The 20,799-nt window shown below is 51.5% G+C and carries 17 protein-coding genes; 12 read left to right on the top strand and 5 right to left on the bottom strand.

Annotation, left to right across the window (positions count from 1 at the left end; translation table 11 throughout):
* Window position 1: 1 nt before the first annotated feature.
* The gene (locus tag ACH5Y9_RS14835) at window positions 2-859 is read right to left on the bottom strand and encodes a cation:proton antiporter (RefSeq protein WP_445366617.1); all 858 of its coding nucleotides are present in this window, start codon (window positions 857-859) and stop codon (window positions 2-4) included.
* A gap of 23 nt (window positions 860-882) precedes the next feature.
* Window positions 883-2,271: an OpgC family protein gene (locus ACH5Y9_RS14830; RefSeq protein WP_445366616.1), complete on the bottom strand. Its 1,389-nt coding sequence runs from the start codon at window positions 2,269-2,271 to the stop codon at window positions 883-885.
* Between the two features lie 207 nt (window positions 2,272-2,478).
* On the opposite strand from ACH5Y9_RS14830, the gene ACH5Y9_RS14825 reads away from it, so the two are divergent.
* From ACH5Y9_RS14825 to flgK, 8 genes are all read left to right on the top strand, one after another.
* On the top strand, window positions 2,479-3,156 hold the full coding sequence (locus tag ACH5Y9_RS14825; protein WP_445366615.1) for a response regulator: 678 nt from the start codon (window positions 2,479-2,481) through the stop codon (window positions 3,154-3,156).
* A complete protein-coding gene (locus ACH5Y9_RS14820) occupies window positions 3,149-4,531 on the top strand; it encodes a sensor histidine kinase N-terminal domain-containing protein (RefSeq protein WP_445366614.1) in 1,383 nt (460 codons plus the stop codon). Before ACH5Y9_RS14825 ends, ACH5Y9_RS14820 begins: the two co-directional genes overlap by 8 nt.
* 367 nt (window positions 4,532-4,898) lie before the next feature.
* Window positions 4,899-6,011 (top strand): glycosyltransferase, encoded by a 1,113-nt coding sequence (locus ACH5Y9_RS14815; protein WP_445366613.1) that lies wholly within the window; start codon window positions 4,899-4,901, stop codon window positions 6,009-6,011.
* Window positions 5,975-6,376: a hypothetical protein gene (locus ACH5Y9_RS14810; RefSeq protein ID WP_445366612.1), complete on the top strand. Its 402-nt coding sequence runs from the start codon at window positions 5,975-5,977 to the stop codon at window positions 6,374-6,376. Before ACH5Y9_RS14815 ends, ACH5Y9_RS14810 begins: the two co-directional genes overlap by 37 nt.
* 193 nt (window positions 6,377-6,569) lie before the next feature.
* Window positions 6,570-7,685 (top strand): efflux RND transporter periplasmic adaptor subunit, encoded by a 1,116-nt coding sequence (locus tag ACH5Y9_RS14805; RefSeq protein WP_445366611.1) that lies wholly within the window; start codon window positions 6,570-6,572, stop codon window positions 7,683-7,685.
* Window positions 7,686-7,694: 9 nt separating this feature from the next.
* Complete coding sequence (locus tag ACH5Y9_RS14800; RefSeq protein ID WP_445366610.1) at window positions 7,695-10,802, top strand: efflux RND transporter permease subunit; 3,108 nt, start codon at window positions 7,695-7,697, stop codon at window positions 10,800-10,802.
* Complete coding sequence (locus tag ACH5Y9_RS14795; RefSeq protein WP_445366609.1) at window positions 10,799-12,109, top strand: TolC family protein; 1,311 nt, start codon at window positions 10,799-10,801, stop codon at window positions 12,107-12,109. Before ACH5Y9_RS14800 ends, ACH5Y9_RS14795 begins: the two co-directional genes overlap by 4 nt.
* Window positions 12,110-12,292: 183 nt before the next feature.
* A complete protein-coding gene (gene flgK, locus ACH5Y9_RS14790; RefSeq protein WP_445366608.1) occupies window positions 12,293-13,960 on the top strand; it encodes a flagellar hook-associated protein FlgK in 1,668 nt (555 codons plus the stop codon).
* 73 nt (window positions 13,961-14,033) lie between these two features.
* Here the strand turns inward: flgK and ACH5Y9_RS14785 are convergent, their stop codons facing one another.
* The 3 genes from ACH5Y9_RS14785 to ACH5Y9_RS14775 all read right to left on the bottom strand — a co-directional run bounded on the left by ACH5Y9_RS14785 (window position 14,034) and on the right by ACH5Y9_RS14775 (window position 16,905).
* Window positions 14,034-14,900, bottom strand: coding sequence for a universal stress protein (locus ACH5Y9_RS14785; RefSeq protein ID WP_445366607.1), 867 nt, complete (start codon window positions 14,898-14,900; stop codon window positions 14,034-14,036).
* Window positions 14,900-16,393 carry a SulP family inorganic anion transporter gene (locus ACH5Y9_RS14780; protein WP_445366606.1) on the bottom strand — a complete coding sequence of 498 codons (1,494 nt, stop codon included), beginning with the start codon at window positions 16,391-16,393 and terminating at the stop codon, window positions 14,900-14,902. The genes ACH5Y9_RS14785 and ACH5Y9_RS14780 overlap by 1 nt, the downstream gene beginning before the upstream one ends.
* Window positions 16,394-16,473: 80 nt before the next feature.
* A complete protein-coding gene (locus tag ACH5Y9_RS14775; protein ID WP_445366605.1) occupies window positions 16,474-16,905 on the bottom strand; it encodes a MarR family winged helix-turn-helix transcriptional regulator in 432 nt (143 codons plus the stop codon).
* A 472-nt stretch (window positions 16,906-17,377) separates the two neighbouring features.
* Here ACH5Y9_RS14775 and modA point away from each other — a divergent pair, with 472 nt between their 5' ends.
* The 4 genes from modA to modC are packed head-to-tail and all read left to right on the top strand — an operon-like array spanning window position 17,378 to window position 20,721.
* Window positions 17,378-18,148, top strand: a complete 771-nt coding sequence (gene modA / locus ACH5Y9_RS14770; protein ID WP_445366604.1) for a molybdate ABC transporter substrate-binding protein — start codon at window positions 17,378-17,380, stop codon at window positions 18,146-18,148.
* Between the two features lie 2 nt (window positions 18,149-18,150).
* Window positions 18,151-18,954 (top strand): TSUP family transporter, encoded by an 804-nt coding sequence (locus tag ACH5Y9_RS14765; RefSeq protein ID WP_445366603.1) that lies wholly within the window; start codon window positions 18,151-18,153, stop codon window positions 18,952-18,954.
* Between the two features lie 14 nt (window positions 18,955-18,968).
* Window positions 18,969-19,646: a molybdate ABC transporter permease subunit gene (gene modB / locus ACH5Y9_RS14760; RefSeq protein WP_445366602.1), complete on the top strand. Its 678-nt coding sequence runs from the start codon at window positions 18,969-18,971 to the stop codon at window positions 19,644-19,646.
* A 4-nt stretch (window positions 19,647-19,650) separates the two neighbouring features.
* On the top strand, window positions 19,651-20,721 hold the full coding sequence (gene modC / locus ACH5Y9_RS14755) for a molybdenum ABC transporter ATP-binding protein (protein ID WP_445366601.1): 1,071 nt from the start codon (window positions 19,651-19,653) through the stop codon (window positions 20,719-20,721).
* Window positions 20,722-20,799 lie beyond the last annotated feature (78 nt).

The following is a 20,799-nucleotide window of genomic DNA, read 5'->3' as shown; positions in this document are numbered from 1 at the left end:
TTCAATTTGCCTGTACACCAGATTTGACTATTTCTCTAAAACCCGCATCTTCATGCAAAGCCATACCGAAAGGCAGAAAAAACCGTCGCGAAAGCGCCAAGCCCGCGGCAAAGCCGCCCAATAACTCCGGCGCACCCATTTCGTGAGCTAACCAGGCGAAGAACAACACCAGAGAGACGATCAGGGTGGGAATCAGCCCTTCGGTTTGACTGATTTTGGCAAATTGCCGAATCATTAAGGAAATGGCTTTGGCGAATAGCGGTGCCAAAACGAAGAACATCGCGATGAAGCCTATGACCTGCATGGCATTGGCTGTGTTGATTTGACCTACCCGAGAAAAATCGTAAAGAACGGCCAAAAGCACAACGCCGAGAATATCGTCAATCACTGCCGCGCCCAATACCACTTGCGCTTCCCGGCTGTGTTGACGTTTTAAATCGGTAAGAACCCGGACGGTAATGCCGATACTGGTGGCGGTTAGGGTCCCGCCGATGAATAGCGATTCCAGCAAACTGCGGTTGAACAGCCAATGACTGAGGCCGAAACCAAACACGAACGGCCAGAAGAAACCGCTGACCGCCACAAACAACGCTTGCCAGCCGGATTTTGCCAATTGGCGAATATCGGTATCCAGCCCGACTTCAAATAGCAACAAAATGATGCCGATCTCGGCTAATAACTTGATGACCTGACTCGGCTCCATCCAACCCAGCAAACTGGGGCCGAGGATTACGCCGGCTAGCAATTCACCCACTACCGGAGGACTTTTCAAGCGTGCGAACAATTCGCCGAACAGCCGTGCGGTCAGCAAAATAACCATCAACTGAAAGAAAAACTGATGAACCGCTTGATCTTCCATCGCGCTATCCCCTGAAGTTCTGGCTAAAGCTGTTGTTGGTTTTCCAATGCTGTTTCGGGATCGCTCTTTGGCATAACGGCGTTCACTTTCTGGAAATCATCGGTGTTTGGCGATTTCACCATCATGTCTGGTGAAGCGGTGCCGATTGTGTTTTTCCCCTGCAATAACAGCATCGGTAATACCGCCAAACCGATCAAGAAAGGCAGCAACAGTGCCTGTTTGCCCCAGGTGCAAGAAATATCCTTTAAATCTGCCGACGTGCTTTGAGTTGAATCTTGCCTTTGGTTGTATTGATCAGTAGGCAATTTCCAAGGTTTTCCATCCAGCCAGGCCAATGTCTTAGCAGTCAACAGCATTAGCGCAATGCCCGCTAGGTTAACCATCGCCACGTTGGTCGCGTCTCGTCCCAACCAATCCAAGGCGATACCGCCAATGTATGACAAACTCATGCAGCATAGGAAAATCGGCAAGGATTGTTGCCCCATTCTGATGATCCAACGTGGTAAACCCATCGTTAACCACTGGGGTTTCCATTTGAAGAGTTGATTCATCAGATAGGCCAGTGCCAACAGGTGAACCCAGCGCAACAGCCCTAGATGACTTTTATCCAATAGTGGCTCCAGATGTACGCGTAAATCTCCCCAAAATGCTACCTGACTATAAGTTGCTTCATGTCCCAGCGGAATAGATACCAACACGATAATCGCGCAAAACAGGATGAGTCCCCTGTGCCTGTCAGGTATTCGAAGCCAACCTTCGCCAAACCCAAAACCGGTAAAGAACATCAATTGCCAGTTAAAAGGATTGAAATACCAGGGGCGCCCGGTAGTCGGGTCTGCCGTCAATTCCCAGTTGTATTGCCATGCCGCATAGTAAATCAAAACGGAAAAGCCCAAAGCTAATGCAATGTGCAGACGAGACAAAGCCCAGACCAAAGGCACCCACAAGATCAACACCAGATACATGGGGAGAATGTCAAAATAATTAGGGACGTAGGCCAAGCTGAATATGTCTAAAACGGCTTGTTGGGTATTCTCGAAGAAGTAAGCAATATTCAGGCGTTGAATGTAATCCGTATCGAGCATCCAGCGGTTACCGAGCACACAAATCACTGCCATCAACAAAAACGACGCCAGATGAGCGGCGTAGATTTGCCCGCAGCGATGCAGCACTCGGACGCTACCCAGCCAAAGTCCGGCTCGATCAAAGCTGCGCCCATAGGCAATCGCCGAGGCAAATCCGGACAGGAACACAAATATTTCCGCCGCATCGCTAAGACCGAATCGTGACGGCGTGTGCCAGAACCAAGGATTGGCGGGCATGTGGTTGATGAAGATAATCATCAAGGCGATGCCGCGAAAAAAATCCAGTTGCAGGTTGCGCGCTTGCACTGGATTGAGCTGTGATTCCATAATGAATCCTTTGGCGATTAAGGCGGATCAGCTTCCGCTAAGTTTTTGTTATTCTGAATAAGCCCATGGTTATGCCCCCTAAAATCTAGGTGACACGAAATACCATGACTCCAGTTTTGACTTAATGTGTAGAGCTGGATTTCTTGCAAACCCGATAATAGTACTGGCGTAACCTTTCATTAACCTTTCAACGGCGCAAATCTTTTCATGAGAATTTTATTGGTCGAGGATGACACTGTATTAGGCGATGGCTTGTCCCGTAGTCTTGCGGATTGGGGATTCGATGTCACACTGGCCATTACGGGGGCTTTTGCCGACAGCGCACTGAGTACGCAACCTTACGACTTGTTAATTCTCGATCTGGGATTGCCGGATATGGATGGACGGGATGTATTACGGCAATTACGCGGTCGCTACCAGTCGGCTATCCCCGTATTGATCTTGACTGCCCGCGATGGCCTTAATGATAGAGTCGGAGGCCTGGAGCTGGGCGCAGACGATTACATGACCAAACCCTTCGAACTGCGCGAACTGGAAGCCAGGGTCAGAGCCTTACTGCGCCGCAGTCAAGGTGGCTTCAATCACGACATTCGCTTTGGCCAACTGGTGTTGGATGCCCGCCATCAACAGATCACAATCCATGGTGTGCCGATGACCTTGCCACCTCGTGAATATGGCGTATTGGAAGCCTTGTTGTTGCAAGCCGGGCGCGTCGTGAGCAAGGATATTATTGCCCAGCGCCTGTCGGTTCGTTCGGAAGAGCTGGCCGACAACGCCATCGAAGTCTATATCCATCGCTTGCGTAAACGTTTGGAACCTTTGGGGATACGTATCCGCACCTTACGCGGATTAGGCTATCTGTTGGAGCAAAACGACGATGCGTAAACCCCAAAGCTTGCGAGCACAGCTTCTGTCACGCCTGACGCTACCGTTATTCATAGTGGTGATTCTGGATGCCTCGGTATCATACTTTGTGGCGCTGCATTATGCCGACCAGGCTTACGACAGCTGGTTGCTGGATTCGGCAAAATCCCTCGCGCAAGAGGTCAAGGCTCAGAAGGATAAAGTCACCTTCGAACTGCCACCCATTGCGGTCGAAGTGTTTCGTTGGGATGCCATGGATAAAACCTTTTTCAAAGTGGAATCCGAGGCTGCCGGCTTTATCGCCGGCGATAAGGGGCTGCCCAGCCCCATGTTGGCGACCATGGCTAATGATGAACCGTTTTTTTCCGACGGCGAAATCCAGGGGCAAAGAGTGCGGATTGTGTCGGTGCTCACCGCGCCGACGCCTGATGACACCGACGACGTGCTGATTTCTGTCGCCGAAACCCTCAACAAGCGGCGTGGCATGATGAATGAAATTTTATTGGCAGTGGTGCTGCCACAGATTTTGCTGGTGTTGATTACCGGTTTTCACATCTGGACCGGTATCAATCGGGGGCTCGGTCCGTTGAACGACCTGGCAAAACTCATCGCCCAACGTTCGGCCAGAGACTTAAATCCAATTTCGGATGCCGGTGTCCCGCTGGAAGTCCGCTCGCTGACCCATACCATCAATGCCTTGCTGGATCGGCTCGGCGCTAATCTGAAGACGCAGCAGCGATTTATTGAAAACGCGGCACATCAATTGCGTACACCATTGGCTGGATTGAAAGTCCAGGCAGAACGAGCGCTGTTAGCGGATAACCTTGAGACCATGAAGCCGGCTTTGGCGCACATCAAAAATGCCGCGAATCGCGTTGCTCACCTTAGTACCCAATTGCTGGTTTTGGCTCGATCGGAGTCGGTGTCGCAAAGTGCTCAAGAGTTTAAAGCTATCGATTTGATCGGACTGGCTCGCGCCTGCTGTATGGACTGGGTGCCCAAAGCCTTGGAACGCAACATCGAATTGGAGTTTGATGCCCCAACTACTCCTGTTTGCATTGCTGGAGACGAAACCTTGCTTCGAGAATTGCTTAGTAATTTATTGGATAACGCCATTGGTTACGGCAATCCGGGTGGACATATCAGTGTGAAAATCGAGCCCAGCCTTGAGCCGAGATTGATTATCGAAGATGACGGCCCCGGCATCCAGGCAAACGAAGCAGACAGGGTCTTTGAGCGTTTTTACCGTATTCCGGGCAGTCGTGGCGAGGGTTGCGGACTGGGGTTGGCAATCGTCAAGGAAATCGCCGACCTTCATTCCGCGCGGATCAATATCCGCAACGGGCCACGCGATAGTGGCACCCGAATTGAAATTGTCTTCGGCAGTTGCTTATAAAAACAACATATTACGGTACTTCTTAAAGTTTAATTCTATTGTTGAAAGGTTCGTGAAAGCTTAGGCAACTAGAATATCGACGCAACGCCTATAAAGGATACGAAATTGCCATGTTTTCTAAAAATCACATCAGACAGCTCGGTTATTTGATTTGCTTTGTCTCGGTCATCTTGCTCACGTCCGGTTGTACTTGTCAGAATCCAAAACCTATAGACCAACCCTCATCGACGACTGCTTAACTCTGCAAATCCGCAATCAGTTATCCGTAAATGTGCCTCAGTGGCGGGCGCCCATCAAACTAGCCACGTTGTACCAAAAATAATTGCGGCATTAACTGCGGGACCGCAAATAAATTCAGGAATACCGCATGAAATCGAAACTTCGTTGCCGATTGGCAAACAGCACAAAGAAAACCAGACAGGCGCATCAATCTCGCGACGAAAACGCCTGTGTGACCGTCGTCATACCGGCGTTGAACGAAGCCAAACGCATTCAGGAAGTAGTCGCTTACGCCTTGGCCGACTCGGCTACCGCCGAAGTGATTGTCGTCGACGATAGCTCCATTGACGACACCGCAATATTGGCAAGACGGGCCGGCGCCAAAGTTCTGACCAGTAGCATGCTTGGCAAAGGTATGTCGATGCGCGACGGCGCGGTAGCGGCCAGCCATGATCTGATTGTTTATCTGGACGGCGATCTCGCCAACTTACATCCCGGCATTATTACCCGTCTCTGTTTTCCTCTGCTAAATGAAGGGGCAGACTTCGTCAAAGCTCGTTTCGGACGAAGCGGTGGTCGGGTCACTGAGCTCACCGCAAAACCGATGCTGAAGGTTTTCTTTCCCGAACTGGCGCATCTGGCCCAGCCGTTGGGCGGTATCATCGCCGTACGGAAAAATTTGCTGCAAACGCTGACCTTCGAGGATGGTTACGGTGTCGATGTGGGCTTGTTGATTGATGCGCACTTGGCCGGCGCCAAACTGGCGGAAGTCGACATCGGCTCATTGGAACATGATAGCCAGCCGTTGTGCGACCTGTCGTTGATGGCCAGTGAGGTCAGTCGCGCCATTTTTGTCCGCGCCAAAATTGCCGGACGCCTGCATGTGGAACAGGTCGCCGCGATGCACGAAAGCCAACGGCAGGTCGCTGCCGGCATCGATTATGTGCTGACCCTTCGCAAGGGACGACGACGCCTAATTTTGTTGGACATGGACGGCACAATAACGCCCTCGCGGTTTGTGCTGGAACTGGCACGCACTACCGGAAATGAAGCGGCGCTGATGCAATTGCTGGATACGCCGGACAGCGATGCCGCGACCCGTAGCGAACGCATCGCGGAATTGTTTCGTTTCATACACAAGCAGCAATTCGAACAGGTAGCGCGCTCGCTGGAAATTCGCCCAGGCGTCATCGAATTCGTCAAACAGGCAAGGCGAGACCGGTCGTGCTCAGCGACAGCTATTTTGTGGCCGCCGACGTGATTAGACGCCGCATATTTGCCGATTTTGCCCTAGCTCATACCTTGACCTTCGAGGGAGATGTCTGCAATGGACAAATTCAAATCAATCCGGCTTTCCTGCCCGACGAGGGCAATCCTGCTTCGGCGATTTGTAAAAGCAATGTTTTGCGCTGCTTCTTGGCTGATAAAACACCACCACCAGTCGAACTGATCTGGGCTGTCGGCGATAACCTTAATGATTTGGAAATGTTGCGGCTAGCAGATACTCCCTTCGTCATCGATCCCAAGTCGCCCAAACTGCTTGAGGAGCCCGACATCACGCTTATCACTGAGTTCTCCGACTTACTCGAACTACTGCCGGATAAAGCGTCCGACACAATAGAGTAATGATGGCGATTAAGTTTAGGCCGGCAAATTTAAAGGTGTACTGACTTAGGCGCTTGCAACCAAGGAAGCCGAATATCGTGACCTGCTTTGTTCGATTCAATATTTCGTTGAAAGGTTCTTGAAAGGTTATATCGGTAGGATGTTACGCCTATACCAATATTCCCTAACCCCTTAGCGTTTTCATCGAACCGACATGCGTTGTTCCCATTTGTTTTGTCTTATCAGTTTTCTGTTTATTTCCGGCTGCGAACAGCACAATCCGGAGTCAGAGGCTCAATCAAACCCCGCGGAACAACCGTCTGCCACCGCAAAGCGAACAGTTTCTCTTCGCCCTGATTCGCTCCCCTATATCAAAGTCCAGGAAATTCAACCGGAAGCCTTCGCGGGTACGATTTCCGCTCCGGCCCGTGTCGATTTTCGGGCTCAGGCGATCTCCACGGCAGGTACGGTAGTCGCTGGCCGCATCACCAAAATTCATGTGCAAATCGGCGACAGGATTAAGGCCGGGGCGCCCTTGGCAACACTGGCTAGCGGCGAAGCGACGCAAATGCGTTCGGATTATGCTCGTGCTGTAGCCGAACTGACTCGTGCCGAGGATCATTTACGGCGTCAAATGGAAATGCAGCGCACGGGAGTGGGTCTTGAGATTGAACGGGTGGAAGCTGACACTCAGCTCAAGCAAGCCAAAACGGAGTTGGAGCGCAGCCGGGATTTTCTAAAACTTTTGGGCGACGGATCGGCGGCTGAAGTGATCGTGCGTGCGCCCATGGATAGCATGATTCTGAAGGCGCATGTTTCGACAGGCGCGGCAGTGGCACCGGGAGCGCCATTGTTTGATCTGGGCGAACCTTCCGCTGCGTGGATCATCGCCGACGTGTTTGAGAAAGATTTGCTGTTGGTGGAAAAAGGCGCCAAAGCCGTTATTGAACTGGCCTCTTCGCCGGAGCCCATCCTAGGGCATGTAGTGGCGGAAAGCGCTGCCATTCAGACCGACTTGCGGCGGGCATCGGTGTTTATCGAGCCGGATGATCCGAAGCTATCGTTGCGGCCCGGCATGTACGCCAGGGTTACGATTGAAGCGTCTACGCCCAACCGCATTATCCTGCCCACTGCGTCGATACTCATCAAGGATGGTCGCGAAACCCTGGTTTACGTGGAAACTGCGCCCAACGTTTTCGAAGCTCGCCCGGTGCAAGTGGGGCAATCTCGCGAAGGCATTACGCCGGTGCTAAAAGGCCTGTCCGGTGGAGAGCGTGTCGTGGTCAGCGGTGCGCTACTACTCGACGGCGAAGCCTCTTTACTACTGTAGGAGGCTACTATGCTAAAGATCTTGATCGAATACTGTGTCCACCGGCGTATTGCCGCTATGGTGGTCACCTGTGTTATTGCCTTGTTCGGCATTCATGCCTATATCGAAACGCCGATAGAAGCCTATCCGGATGTCACCAATACTCAGGTGACCGTGATTAGTCTGATGCCAGGCTACGCGCCGGAAGAAGTCGAACGCCAGGTCACCGTACCGCTAGAACGTGTGCTCAACGGTACGCCCGGCATGCTGAAAATGCGCAGTCAAAGCTTGTTCGGATTGTCTTTGGTGACCATCACGTTCGCCGATGATGTCGACAGCTTCCACTCCCGAACACTGATTACGGAGCGCATGACGGGCGCGGAGCTCCCCGCAGCCGTCAAACCGGTGTTGGCCCCGGATTACACGCCGCTGGGGGAAATCTACAAATTTGTGGTGGTCAGCGATCGCCATTCGCTGTACGAACTGCGTTCCGAAATGGAATGGAACGTGTCACGCGTGATGCGCCAAGTACAAGGCGTGGCCGACGTGCTGACGTTTGGCGGCTATTACAAGGAGTTTCATGTCGAAATCGACCCGGTCAGGCTCGACTCTTTTGGTCTGACCCTGGATGAAGTCAATCAAGCCATTGCCAGCGCCAACCGCAACGTCGGCGCCGGCTTTTTACGCCATGGCGATCAGCAAATGGTGATCCGTAGCGTCGGCTACCTGAGCTCGGCCGAGGATGTGAAGAAAATTGTGCTGAAAAGCGAAGGCGGCACACCGGTGACAGTCGGCGATATTGCCCGCATGGTGCAAGCCTATACGCCCCGCCAAGGTGCGGTGGGGATGAACGACCAGAAGGAAGCCGTGGAAGGTATCGTGCTACTGCGTCGCGGACAGAATCCTTCACGCGTATTAGCCGCCGTGCATGAAAAAGTAGAAGAACTTAATACTCGTATTCTGCCTGCCGGCATGAAACTAGTACCCTTTTTGGATCGCACCGAGTTGGTCGACAAGACACTGCATACCGTTTACGACAATTTGTTGCACGGGTTCTTGCTAGTCGTCGGCGTGGTCTGGCTGTTCCTACGCAGTATCCGTGGCTCATTGATTGTGGCCAGCGTCATCCCGTTGTCGCTGTTGGTGGCGTTTGCCGGTCTGTATCGTCTGGAACTACCGGCCAATCTGATCTCCATGGGGGCTATCGATTTTGGCATTATTTTGGATGGCGCCGTGGTGCTGGTGGAAAACGTCATTCACCAAGCCAGCCATCAGCATCCCAAAAATCACCGAGACATGGTGCATTTGATTGTCAATGCGGCCTTTGATGTGGCCAAGCCGACGTTTTATGCGATGTTGATCATTATCGCCGCACTGATTCCGGTTTTCACCCTGGAACAGGTCGAAGGACGCATTTTTCGACCCTTGGCATTGACCTATAGTTTTGCGCTGGTGGGTGGTTTGGTATTCGCGATGACCTTGGTACCGGCGCTCTGTGCGGCACTGATTCAACCTAAACATGCCATGATCGAAGAGCCGAAATTTTTAGTTCATCTACGAGGGGCATACAAACGCATCCTCAGCGCGGCGCTAGCTCGCCGAACTACTACCCTTGGCGCCGCAGCAGGTTTACTGCTGGCAGGTGCGGTTGCGGTGGGCGGTCTCGGCACCGAGTTTTTGCCGGAACTGGATGAAGGCGATGTGCATGTGTTCGTCGAAATGCCGGCCAGTATTTCCCTGGTAAACGGACAAGACGTATTGCTGGATATGCGTCAACGTCTGCTGGCATTTCCGGAAGTCAAAGGCATTCTCAGTCAGCAGGGCCGGTCCGAAGACGGCACCGACAATGAAGGCGTCAACATGAGCGAAACTTTCGTCCATCTCAAACCGCATGAACAATGGCGACCGGGATGGCACAAGGAAGCCTTGGTAGATGCCATGCGCTCGTCACTGGCCGCCATACCGGGCGTGCGTTTCAATTTTTCTCAGCCCATCAAAGACAATGTGGAAGAAGCGGTTAGCGGTGTGCGTGGCAAGGTAGTGTTAAAAATTTACGGTAACGATCTGGAAAAAATGCGTGCTGTATTGGAGCAGGCCAAAGGCCGACTTAAACAGATTCCAGGCGTTATCGATTTGGATCTCTATCGAGAATCCATTGTGCCGCAATTACAAATCAAACTAAATCGCGCCGCGCTGGCCCGGCAAGGTATTACCATCGATGCTGCTCAGGATACGATTGAAACGGGCCTGGCCGGTATGGTCGTCACCGAACTTTGGCAGGATGAACGTCCCGTGCCGGTACGGGTGATTTTACCCAGTGTCGAGCGAAGTGATAGCGAGCAAATCGGCGGTTTGTTGCTGCCGACGCCGTCCGGCGCACGCATACCGCTGCGAGAAGTGGCGGATTTGCCGACCGAACGTGGTCGCACGTCCATTGAGCGCGAGGCCAATCGCCGCTTCTTGGCTTTGAAATTCAATGTGGAAAATCGCGACTTGGGGTCGGTGGTGCATGACGCGATGGAAGCTGTCGAAGGCAAGATCGAATTGCCCGAGGGAGATTTTCTGGTCTGGGGAGGCGAGTTCGAAAACCAGCAACGGGCGATGGCCAGACTCGGTGTCGTAGTACCTATCGCGGTGCTGATCGTCTTGGCTCTGTTATATGGCGCCTTACAGTCCGCGCGTAGCGCATTGGCCATCTTGCTCTGCGCCCCCTTTGCCATGACCGGTGGCGCATTCGTGATATTGCTGGCCGGCATCCCTTTGTCGGTCAGCGCCGCAATTGGTTTCATTGCTTTGCTGGGTCAAGTGTCATTGATGGGGCTACTCGTGCTGAGCGCGACTGAAGATCGAAGGCGACAAGGGCTATCGGTTATGGAGGCTATCCTGAACGGTGCTACCGACCGTTTGCGGCCGGTATTGATGGCTTCGATGTTGGCTTTACTCGGCTTGCTACCCATGGCCGTATCGACCGGTATCGGCAGTGAAACGCAACAACCGTTCGCAGTGGTTATCGTCGGCGGCATGTTCACCACCTTTTTCGTCGCGATGCTGGTATTGCCGGTGATTTATTCCTATATCACCACTGAACGGCTCATCACCCCGGAAGAAGCGGATGAATTACCGGAGGAATCCGTATGAAAAAGCCTGATTGGAAAAAACACCTTGTCTTGCCAGCCGTCTGTTTTTGCTTGGTGAGCGCTGTTTCCTGGTCTTCGCCGGTGCTTGCCGAGGATTCGACATTGCTGCCGGAAACGGTCACCATCCAACAGTTAATGGAAATTACCCGCGAAAAGAGCCCCCGCTTTGCCGCCCTGAGGCAACGTATCGAACCGGCCAATGCTGAAGTGGTGGCTGCCGGGGTGTTGCCTAATCCCAGAATCAGTTACGGCCGTTACGACCTGTTGACCCGGCAGAACACCATGTACGACGGCAATGTCCAGCAACAAGTCACCCTGGAGGTGCCCGTGTTGATAGCGGGTCAGCGTGGTGCCCGCATCGATGCCGCTGAAAAAAATCGCGAAGTGACTGCCGCCGACATTGATGCCGAATTTGCCGATTTGATTCACCAGGAGTGGGGCTTATTCGTCAAACAACTGGCGGATAAGCAACGAATCGCGGTGCTGGATGAAACCACCCGGTATATGGGACATCTGGCCGACATCGTGTTGGGACGCGCTCAGGCCGGCAATGCCAGTCGCTACGATTTGCTGCGTATCGAAATCGAAACCAAGGCGGTGCAAACCCGGCTGGAAACGGTCAGCAATAATCTATCGTCCTCCGCCGGTGAGTTAGGGGTGTTAGTGGGCTTATCCGGCTGGAAACCGCAAGCGGCCGGCAAGCTGGATTATCTGAATGTACCGACCGATATCGAAAAGCTTTGGGCGGATACCGTCAATCTGAATCCAGCGCTTGAGGCGGCAAGACGTGGCGAAATCGCCGCCGATGCGGGACTGGAACGCGCCGAGAGAGAACGCTGGCCTACTCCGTCGCTGCAAGTCGGCTCGGTCTTTACCGACAAACCTTACGGTAATACCAGCTTTGCGGGTGTATCCGTCGACCTGCCGATTTTTGATCGTGGTCAAGGTGGCATGGCCCGCGCGAATGCCGAAAAACAAGCAGCTATCTTAGCGCGAGGGTTAACGAACGCCCAAACCCGTAGCGCCTTGGAACGTGCAGTTGACCAATTGAGCAAACGCCGAACTACACGCATTAAATTTGAACAGGAAGTGATGGGGAGACTGAGTGATCTTAAGGCGATGGGTGAAGCCAGTTATCGGCTCGGTAAAGGGAGTTTGCTGGAACTGCTCGACGCCTCACGCTCCCGAACCGAAACACAATTGACGCATCTGGATTTGATGCAGGCGGAAATCGAGGCTGAGCTGGAAATTCTAAAAGTGGCCGGTTTGCTGGTAAACACTGTCGACTCAGAGCTAACCCAAAAATAATATCGGGTGCAATTATTGCTTATAAATCCTACAAGTGACGTAAATAACGGTAATGGCAATATATAAGCGAGAGATTTTCCATTATTAGCGTTGGTGGCGGCAAGGTTTTGCCGTCCATCCTCAGCTCAAGAACATCCGGATTTGACGCATGTTAATAACTACCTCAATCAGTAGGAGGCCGAAATGAGTATGGACATCCTAGGCTCGGCATTATCGGGACTGGTTGCGTCACAGCGGGCGCTCGAAACGACCAGTAATAACATCAGCAATGTCAGCACAGAGGGGTATAGTCGTCAGCGAGTAGAATTAGCGACACGATCAGAACAATACACGGGTTCGGGATATGTGGGTAACGGGGTTGATGCCGTCAACATTGTTCGTAGCTATGATCAGTTTATTACCGAACAATTACGGTCCAGTACATCAGCCTTTGCCGGTGCGGATACTTATCAGAAGTTGATTACACAAGTCGATAATCTAATTGCTAATGAATCTACAGGGTTATCACCGGCTATAAAATCGTTTTTCAACGCGATTAACGATGTCTCAAATGATCCAAGTTCTGTGCCTGCCAGACAAGTGATATTGGCTGAAGCCGATACCATGGCGAAACAATTTAACAACTTGGCTTCTCGTTTTAATGAAATGGGTAAGCAGGTCAATAGTCAACTCGACAGTATCGTGGGCGATCTAAACAACTTTGCCAAAGCCCTTGCCAAGTTGAATAACAATATTGTGAGTGATATGGGGCGTTCAGCGGGCAAGCAAATACCAAATGAGTCGTTGGATCAACGCGATTGGCTATTAAGCAATATTGCCCAAAAAGTCGACGTATCGGTCATCAATCAGACGGATGGCTCCGTCAGTGTATTTATTGGTCAAGGCCAACCACTGGTATTGGGTAGTTACGCTGCCAATCTTTCGGTGCAAGCGTCGAAAACAGATTCTGCGCACAAATCGATTCTGCTCAATGGGCAAGATATATCGCCTCAAATAACCAGTGGCGAACTTTACGGCAATTTACACTTTCGCGACCTAGTGCTGGATGTTGCTCAACAACAATTAGGTTCTCTGGCGATGGGAATTGCCATCGAATTTAATTCTGTACATCAGAGCGGTTTCGATCTGAACGGTAATCCTGGGCTAGCGCTGTTTGATTTGGGCTCACCTAGCATAGGCGTCAAAAGTGTTGCGAAGGATTCAAATCTGATAGTTACAGCGAGTTTTTCAGCCCCGCCGTCAGCGGCGAATATTGGAGCGTCCTATCGCTTAGACGTATCTGCCACGGTTCCTGACGTCACATACAATTTGACCAATCTATCCGATGGCACTTCAATCAATGGTTTGAATAACGCCTCCTTGCCGACTGCGACCGTAGCGGCTGGATTTAGTATCACCTTTCCAAGTGGCGTGTTGAATGCGGGTGATAGTTTTAAGATCAGTCCCGGTATCGATGCTGCACGCACACTTCGAACCAATGCGGCTATTACCAGCCCAAGACAAGTCGCCGCTGCTGATATGCCGGGGTTGTCAGGGGATAATAGAAATGCTCTGAAATTAGCAAAGATTGAGACACAGTCAATTATGCAAAATGGCAAGGTGACTTTTACTCAGGTATACGGCCAATTGGTTGCGGATGTTGGTTCAAAAACGCATTCAGCCCAATTAAACCGCGATGCTCAACAAACCTTGTTTCAAAGGGCAAAAGGTGCTCAAGAAAGCGTATCGGGGGTCAACCTGGACGAAGAGGCCGCCGATTTGATTAAGTATCAGCATTCATATCAGGCAGCAGCGCATGTAGTTTCTATTGCCAAAAATCTGTTTGATACCTTAATACAAGCGATTCGGTAGTTTAAAGAACAATTATTTCAGATCCAGACGTTCGCAAAAAAGCTTAAATCAAGCAAAATTTCAATCGTATCTATCAACGCAGCAACAACAGTGGTTTGTGACTATGCGTCAACATCTTTACGGTAAAACTGCCCAGCAGCCAGTCGCGAATACGGGTATGGCCGAATGCGCCCATCACGGTCATATCAATGGCGTGCTGATCTTGATAGTCGCACAGCACCTGCTCGGGCTTGCCGATCAGTTTTTTGGCGATAACCTCAATACCGCCCGCCAACTTGAGCTTGTTGGCGGCCACTTCGAGTAATTGACCTTTGCCTTCATCTTGGCTGACGCAGACCAGATGGCACGTCAGACCTTTATACAGTGGACTGTTGGCCACCATCGCCAAGGCTTTTTCGGCGGCCTGGCTGCCATCGTAGGCCAGCATGATGCGTTCGGGCTGTTTGAATTCGGCGTTGACCACCAAAATCGGTTTATGCAGCGAGCGGATGATAGATTCCAGTTTGGCGCCGATCTTGTCCGGCTGATTGTCGTGTACCTTGCCGCGCACGCCGATCACCAATACCCGAATGGCGTTTTCCAGTTCGATCAGCGATTCAACCAAACTGCCGTGGCGTTGATTGGTGATGGGGTCGATAACACCGGCTTGCATGGCCCGTTCCCTGGCGGTTTGCAGGAGTTGCTTGCCTTGTTGCAGCCGCAGCTTGCTGCGTTGCTGTTCCAGTTGAGTCAGTTCATCCATTAAATGATCGCGGCTATCGATACCGATATTGCCAGTCAAATCGGTATGCTCGGTTGCTTCCGGATGATGGTCTATGGTGTGGAGCAATTTCAGGGGTGCATCCACTTTTTGCGCAATCCAGGCGGCGTAGTCGCATACGGCACCGGTTAAAGATGAGCCGTCAATGCCGGCTAGTACAATATTTTGTGCGGTGCTCATTAATGGCCTCCCATGACTTTTTCGATTTCTTCGGGGTTGTCGTGTATCGCAAAGCGGTCGATGATCGTCGTCGTGGCTTCGTTCATACCGATCAATTCCACATCGGCACCTTCGCGGCGTAATTTGATCACCACCTTATCCAAGGCGCTGACCGAGGTAATGTCCCAGAAATGGGCACGCTTTAGATCAATGATGACCTTGTCCACGGCTTCCTTGAAATCGAAGCTGGCGACGAATTTGTCCGCCGAGTTGAAAAACACCTGGCCGACCACTTTATAAGTACGTGTGTTGCTGGTTTCCTCAAATTTCGAGTCCACATACATGAAATGGCTGATCTTGTTGGCGAAGAACAGGGATGCCAACAATACGCCGACGAATACGCCCATGGCCAAGTTATGGGTCCACACCACCACGACCACGGTAGAGACCATGACAATATTGGTCGACAGCGGATGTTGCTTGAGGTTGACTATCGATCGCCAGCTAAAGGTACCGATGGAGACCATGATCATCACCGCCACCAATGCGGCCATTGGGATCATCGAAATCCACTTATCCAGAAACACCACCATGATCAACAAAAAGGTGCCGGCAACCAAGGTTGACAGGCGGCCGCGGCCACCGGATTTGATGTTAATGATGGATTGACCAATCATCGCGCATCCGGCCATGCCGCCCAGTAAGCCGGCGCCAATATTGGCCAAGCCCTGGCCTTTGCATTCGCGGTTTTTGTCGCTGGTGGTATCGGTTAAATCGTCCACGATAGTCGCGGTCATCATGGATTCCAGCAAGCCCACCACAGCTAAAGGCAGCGAGTAAGGCAGAATGATTTTCAAGGTTTCAAGATTTAGCGGTACTTCGGGCCATAGAAATATCGGCAGGGTGTCCGGCAATTGCCCCATGTCGCCGACGGCGCGGATGTCCAGGTTCAAAACGACGTCAATGACAGTCAAGGCAATGATGCAAATCAAGGGTGACGGCAGTGTTTTACCAATGACCGGCAAGTAGGGAAATAGATAGATAATCGCCAAGCCGCCCGCCGTCATCGCATAGACATGCCAAGTGACGTTGGTCAGTTCCGGTAACTGCGCCATGAATATCAGAATCGCCAAGGCATTGACGAAACCGGTCACCACCGAGCGTGACACAAAACTCATCAGACTGCCTAGCTTCAGATAGCCGGCGATGATTTGAAAAACGCCGGTCAATAAGGTCGCCGCCAGCAGATACTCCAAGCCGTGATCCTTGACCAGTGTCACCATCAATAAAGCCATCGCGCCGGTCGCCGCCGAAATCATGCCGGGCCGGCCACCGATAAATGCCGTAATCACCGCGATGCAAAACGAGGCATACAGCCCCACTTTGGGATCGACCCCGGCAATGATGGAAAAGGCGATGGCTTCGGGGATCAATGCCAGCGCCACCACGGTGCCCGCGAGCACATCGCCACGGATGTTGCCTAGCCAGTCTTGTTTCTTCGATAAAAAAAGCATGTTTAACCTAAGTAAAAAAAGGCTATGCAGGGCATAGCCAAAGGTAGGAGCAGGGTAAAAGATAGATGAAGGTGCCGTCGTTAGGGTGGACTGTCGCTGGTCGCGAGGCTGCTTTTGACGCGATCGAGCAAGTCGGTAATCAGGCGTCTTTCGTCCGTGCTTAAGGCCGCAAGCACTTCGTTTTCGACGGCGTCGGCAATTTTCCAAAGTTCTTGCATGACCGCGTGTGCTTTGTCGGTAATAGACAGGCGATAGGCACGCCTGTCATCCACATCCTTGTTACGGACAACCATGCCGGACTCTTCGAGTAAATCGATCTGTTTGACCAAGGTAATCGGTTTGATTTCCAGAATCTCAGCCAGATCGATCTGCCGGCAGTTTTGATTTTCCGACAAATGCACCAAGGCTCGCCATTGGGCATGCGTAAAGCCGATGGATTCAGCGGCTTTGTTGAAGCGCTGGCGAATGATGTGGCTGATTTCGTAACTGAGAAAGCCGAATTTGGAATGCACAGATATAAAACCTTCAATATAATAAGTAAACGGTATTATATTAAAACAAAGCTTATTTAACAATCAAACAACGATGGATACAAACTTCATGTCGTTCGGGCAAGGGATGGCGAAGGTGAGTTGTTGACGGCATTTGCGATGAGAGCCAAAGTGACGACTGATCGTCTGGATCGAGTTTAATCCACGATCGTCACGTTTTCAGATTGTCTGGGTTCCGACAAACTGACAAGGTGCTCGTGAATATTTCACGTCTTCTCATTAAAGAATTTCAGGGTATGGCTGGCTAAATATTTTTAATTTCATAGCTTTACGCTTTATGGCACTGTTTATTACGAAGCATTTACCATTGGAACAAGAATTGCTTGATTCTTATCTATATGTAGTTAAGTATATAACGTCATCGAGCCGGAATCCATTTCTGAAGGCTAGTTTCCGGTGTCTTTAATTTCATCGCAATAGAGGGAGCCAAATTATGAACTTTGCTAAAGTCCCGCTGATTGTTATTTTCAGCCTGTTATCTGCATTAGCCCATGCCGAAAAAATCACGATTGCTGCGGCATCCGATCTTAAATTTGCCATGGACGAAATCGTTTCCAGCTTTAAACAGGCCAACCCTGACGAGCAAATAGATGTGGCATATGGTTCATCCGGCAATTTCAATACCCAAATTCAGCAGGGCGCTCCCTTTGATCTGTTCTTTTCGGCGGATATTGGCTTCCCCCGTGAACTGGTCAAGAATGGCCTTGCAGCGTCCGAGGTAAAGCCTTATGCATTGGGTCGTATTGTGTTGTGGAGTGCCAGTCTGGATGCCACCAAAATGACGCTAGCCAGCCTTACCGATCCGAACATCACACGCATCGCCATCGCCAATCCGAAACATGCGCCTTACGGTAAGCGGGCGGAAGAAGCGTTACGTGCCTCGGGATTGTGGGAAACCATTGAACCTAAACTGGTCTATGGTGAAAACATCGTTCAAACCACCCAATTCGTGCAAACCGGCAATGCCCAAATCGGCATCATTGCCCTGTCACTGGCAGGCAATCCAGAGCTGTCTCAAAAAGGCGGTTACTGGCTGATTCCAGACAATTTGCATGAACCGCTGGAACAAGGCTTTATCATTACCAAGAGGGCGGAGAACAATGCCTTAGCCCGACGATTTGCCGACTATATGTTGAGTAGTCCTGTGCGCCTTGTGATGAGCAAATACGGTTTTGTACTGCCTAGCGAAGTGGCCGGCAAATAGATATGAGTTCACGTCTCCGTAGCGGCCAAAGTTTCATTGCTGGATCGCTGATTGGCATCTTGGGCGGATTAATTGGTTTAGGCGGTGCGGAATTCCGTCTGCCGGTATTGGTAGGGATATTCAAGCTACCCACCCTGGAAGCCATCATCTTAAACAAGGCTATGAGTCTGGTGGTCGTCAGCGCCGCATTGGTTTTTCGAGCTAGGCAAATTCCAATTGATCAACAGTTTGCAAATGTTGATGTTACGTTGAATCTGCTGGCAGGCAGTTTGATCGGCGCATGGTGGGCGGCGGGTCACGCGATGACCATGTCGCGGGTTTGGCTCAACCGTATCATCATGACCTTACTGGCGGGATTATCGTTAGTCATGTTGTCAGAGGCGTGGTTTGATTTACACAATGGCGTTACAGCACTGGTTGATGCCGGGCTATTGCGATGGATAGTCGGGCTAATCGCCGGTTTCGGTATCGGCGTGGTGGCTGCACTGCTAGGCGTTGCGGGCGGCGAATTGTTGATCCCCACGATTGTGCTGCTCTACGGCTTAGACATCAAACTGGCGGGCAGTCTATCCTTGACGGTAAGCCTACCGACGATGATTGTCGGCTTTGCTCGTTACACACGCTCCGATGCTTTCGCTGTGCTACAACATGAACAATGCTTGTTTCGCTGGATGGTTGTCGGTTCAGTTCTGGGTGCGGCGGCAGGCGGCTTGTTATTGGGACTTATACCTATGAATCTGTTGATGACGCTGCTCGGTTTGATCCTGTTGATTTCCGCTGTTAAAACCTTCCAACATGCCCATTAAAGCAAATAATAACCATGATTTTGACTGATAGCGATCTTCAAGCCGTCTGGCTGACCGTCCGCTTGGCGGGCATTGTCACCCTCATCCTTTTGATGCTCGGTACGCCCATCGCCTGGTGGTTAGCGCGAACCAAAGCCTGGTGGAAAGGGCCGATTGGGGCAGTCGTGGCTTTGCCATTAGTCCTGCCGCCTTCCGTCCTGGGTTTTTACCTATTGTTGGCGATGGGGCCGAATGGCCCGGTGGGTTATATCACCCAAACCATGGGACTTGGACTATTGCCTTTTACCTTCTGGGGCCTGGTCATTGCCTCCGTATTTTACTCGCTGCCTTTCATGGTGCAGCCCTTGCAAAATGCATTCGAAGCGATTGGCGATAGACCGCTGGAAGCCGCTGCAACATTGCGAGCTTCGCCGCTGGATGCCTTTTTTACCGTTGCTGTTCCCCTCTCATTACCGGGTTTTTTGAGTGCCAGTATCCTCACCTTTGCCCATACGGTCGGAGAATTCGGCGTCGTGCTGATGATAGGCGGTAACATCCCTGGGGTTAGCCGAGTCGCCTCGGTACAAATTTACGATCACGTCGAAGCATTGGAATATACCCAAGCCCACCATCTTGCGGCGGTGATGTTGGTCTTTTCCTTTCTGGTGTTGCTATCACTCTATGTTTGGCGACCCAATCCCAAAAAGGGTTAATTGGATGGATAGCATAACGGCTCGCTTTAAGGTGAATTGGCCCGGCTTCGCGCTCGACGTAGACATCACCATTCCAGGGCGCGGTGTTACGGCGTTGTTTGGTCATTCTGGTTCAGGTAAAACCACGCTACTGCGTTGTATCGCCGGTCTGGAACGCGCACAACAGGGGTTTCTTAGCGTCAATGGGGAAGTTTGGCAAGATGAACAATGCTGGGTGCCGACACACAAACGTCCATTGGGTTACGTGTTTCAAGAGGCCAGCCTGTTTTCCCACCTGACAGTGATGGGAAACTTACGTTATGGCATAAAACGTATCTCCGATGTCCAACAAGTCAGCTTGACTCAAGCGATCGAATTGCTGGGCATCGGCCATTTATTGGATCGCAAGCCGGATCGTCTATCCGGTGGCGAACGCCAACGGGTCGGCATTGCCCGAGCATTGGCAGTCAGTCCGCGTATTCTGCTGATGGACGAACCGCTGGCCGCTTTAGACCTTAAACGTAAGCAAGAAATTTTGCCTTATCTGGAACAATTACATGATGAATTGAATATTCCGGTGTTGTATGTCAGTCATTCGCCGGATGAAGTCGCGCGATTGGCAGATCACCTGGTGATAATGGACGCAGGCCAAGTGCTCGCTAATGGGCCTTTGACCGAAACCCTGGCTCGACTGGATTTACCCATTCGCCTGGGTGAAGATGTCGGCGCCGTCATTGAAGCCGAGATAGGCATCGTCGATCATGAATGGCATCTGGCGCGTGTCGATTTTTCAGGTGGCAGCCTATGGACGCGCGATCATGATTTGTCTGTCGGCCGGAAAGTAAGGATTCGAGTGTTGGCCAGGGATGTCAGTCTGGCCCAAACCCATCCTGGATCAAGCAGCATCCAGAATGTCTTACACGGGCGAGTCGACGCCATAGCAAATGACGAGCATCCAGGTCTGGCCTTGGTACGCGTATCGGTCGGCGATACAGTATTGGTCGCCAGACTGACCAAACGTTCGGCCGCCGAACTCTGCGTGGTTGTGGGCCAAAACGTCTGGCTACAAGTCAAATCTGTCGCCCTGATGGAATGATCGGCTTTGTTCTTAAGCCAACCAGCCTTTGCGCTTGAAATAGATAAACGGCACGACGGACACCAGCGTCAAGGCCAA

The organism is Methylomonas sp. BW4-1, assembly GCF_052474385.1.
The sequence above is the reverse complement of the archived record's forward strand: the minus strand, read 5'-3'. Positions and strand labels throughout refer to the sequence as shown.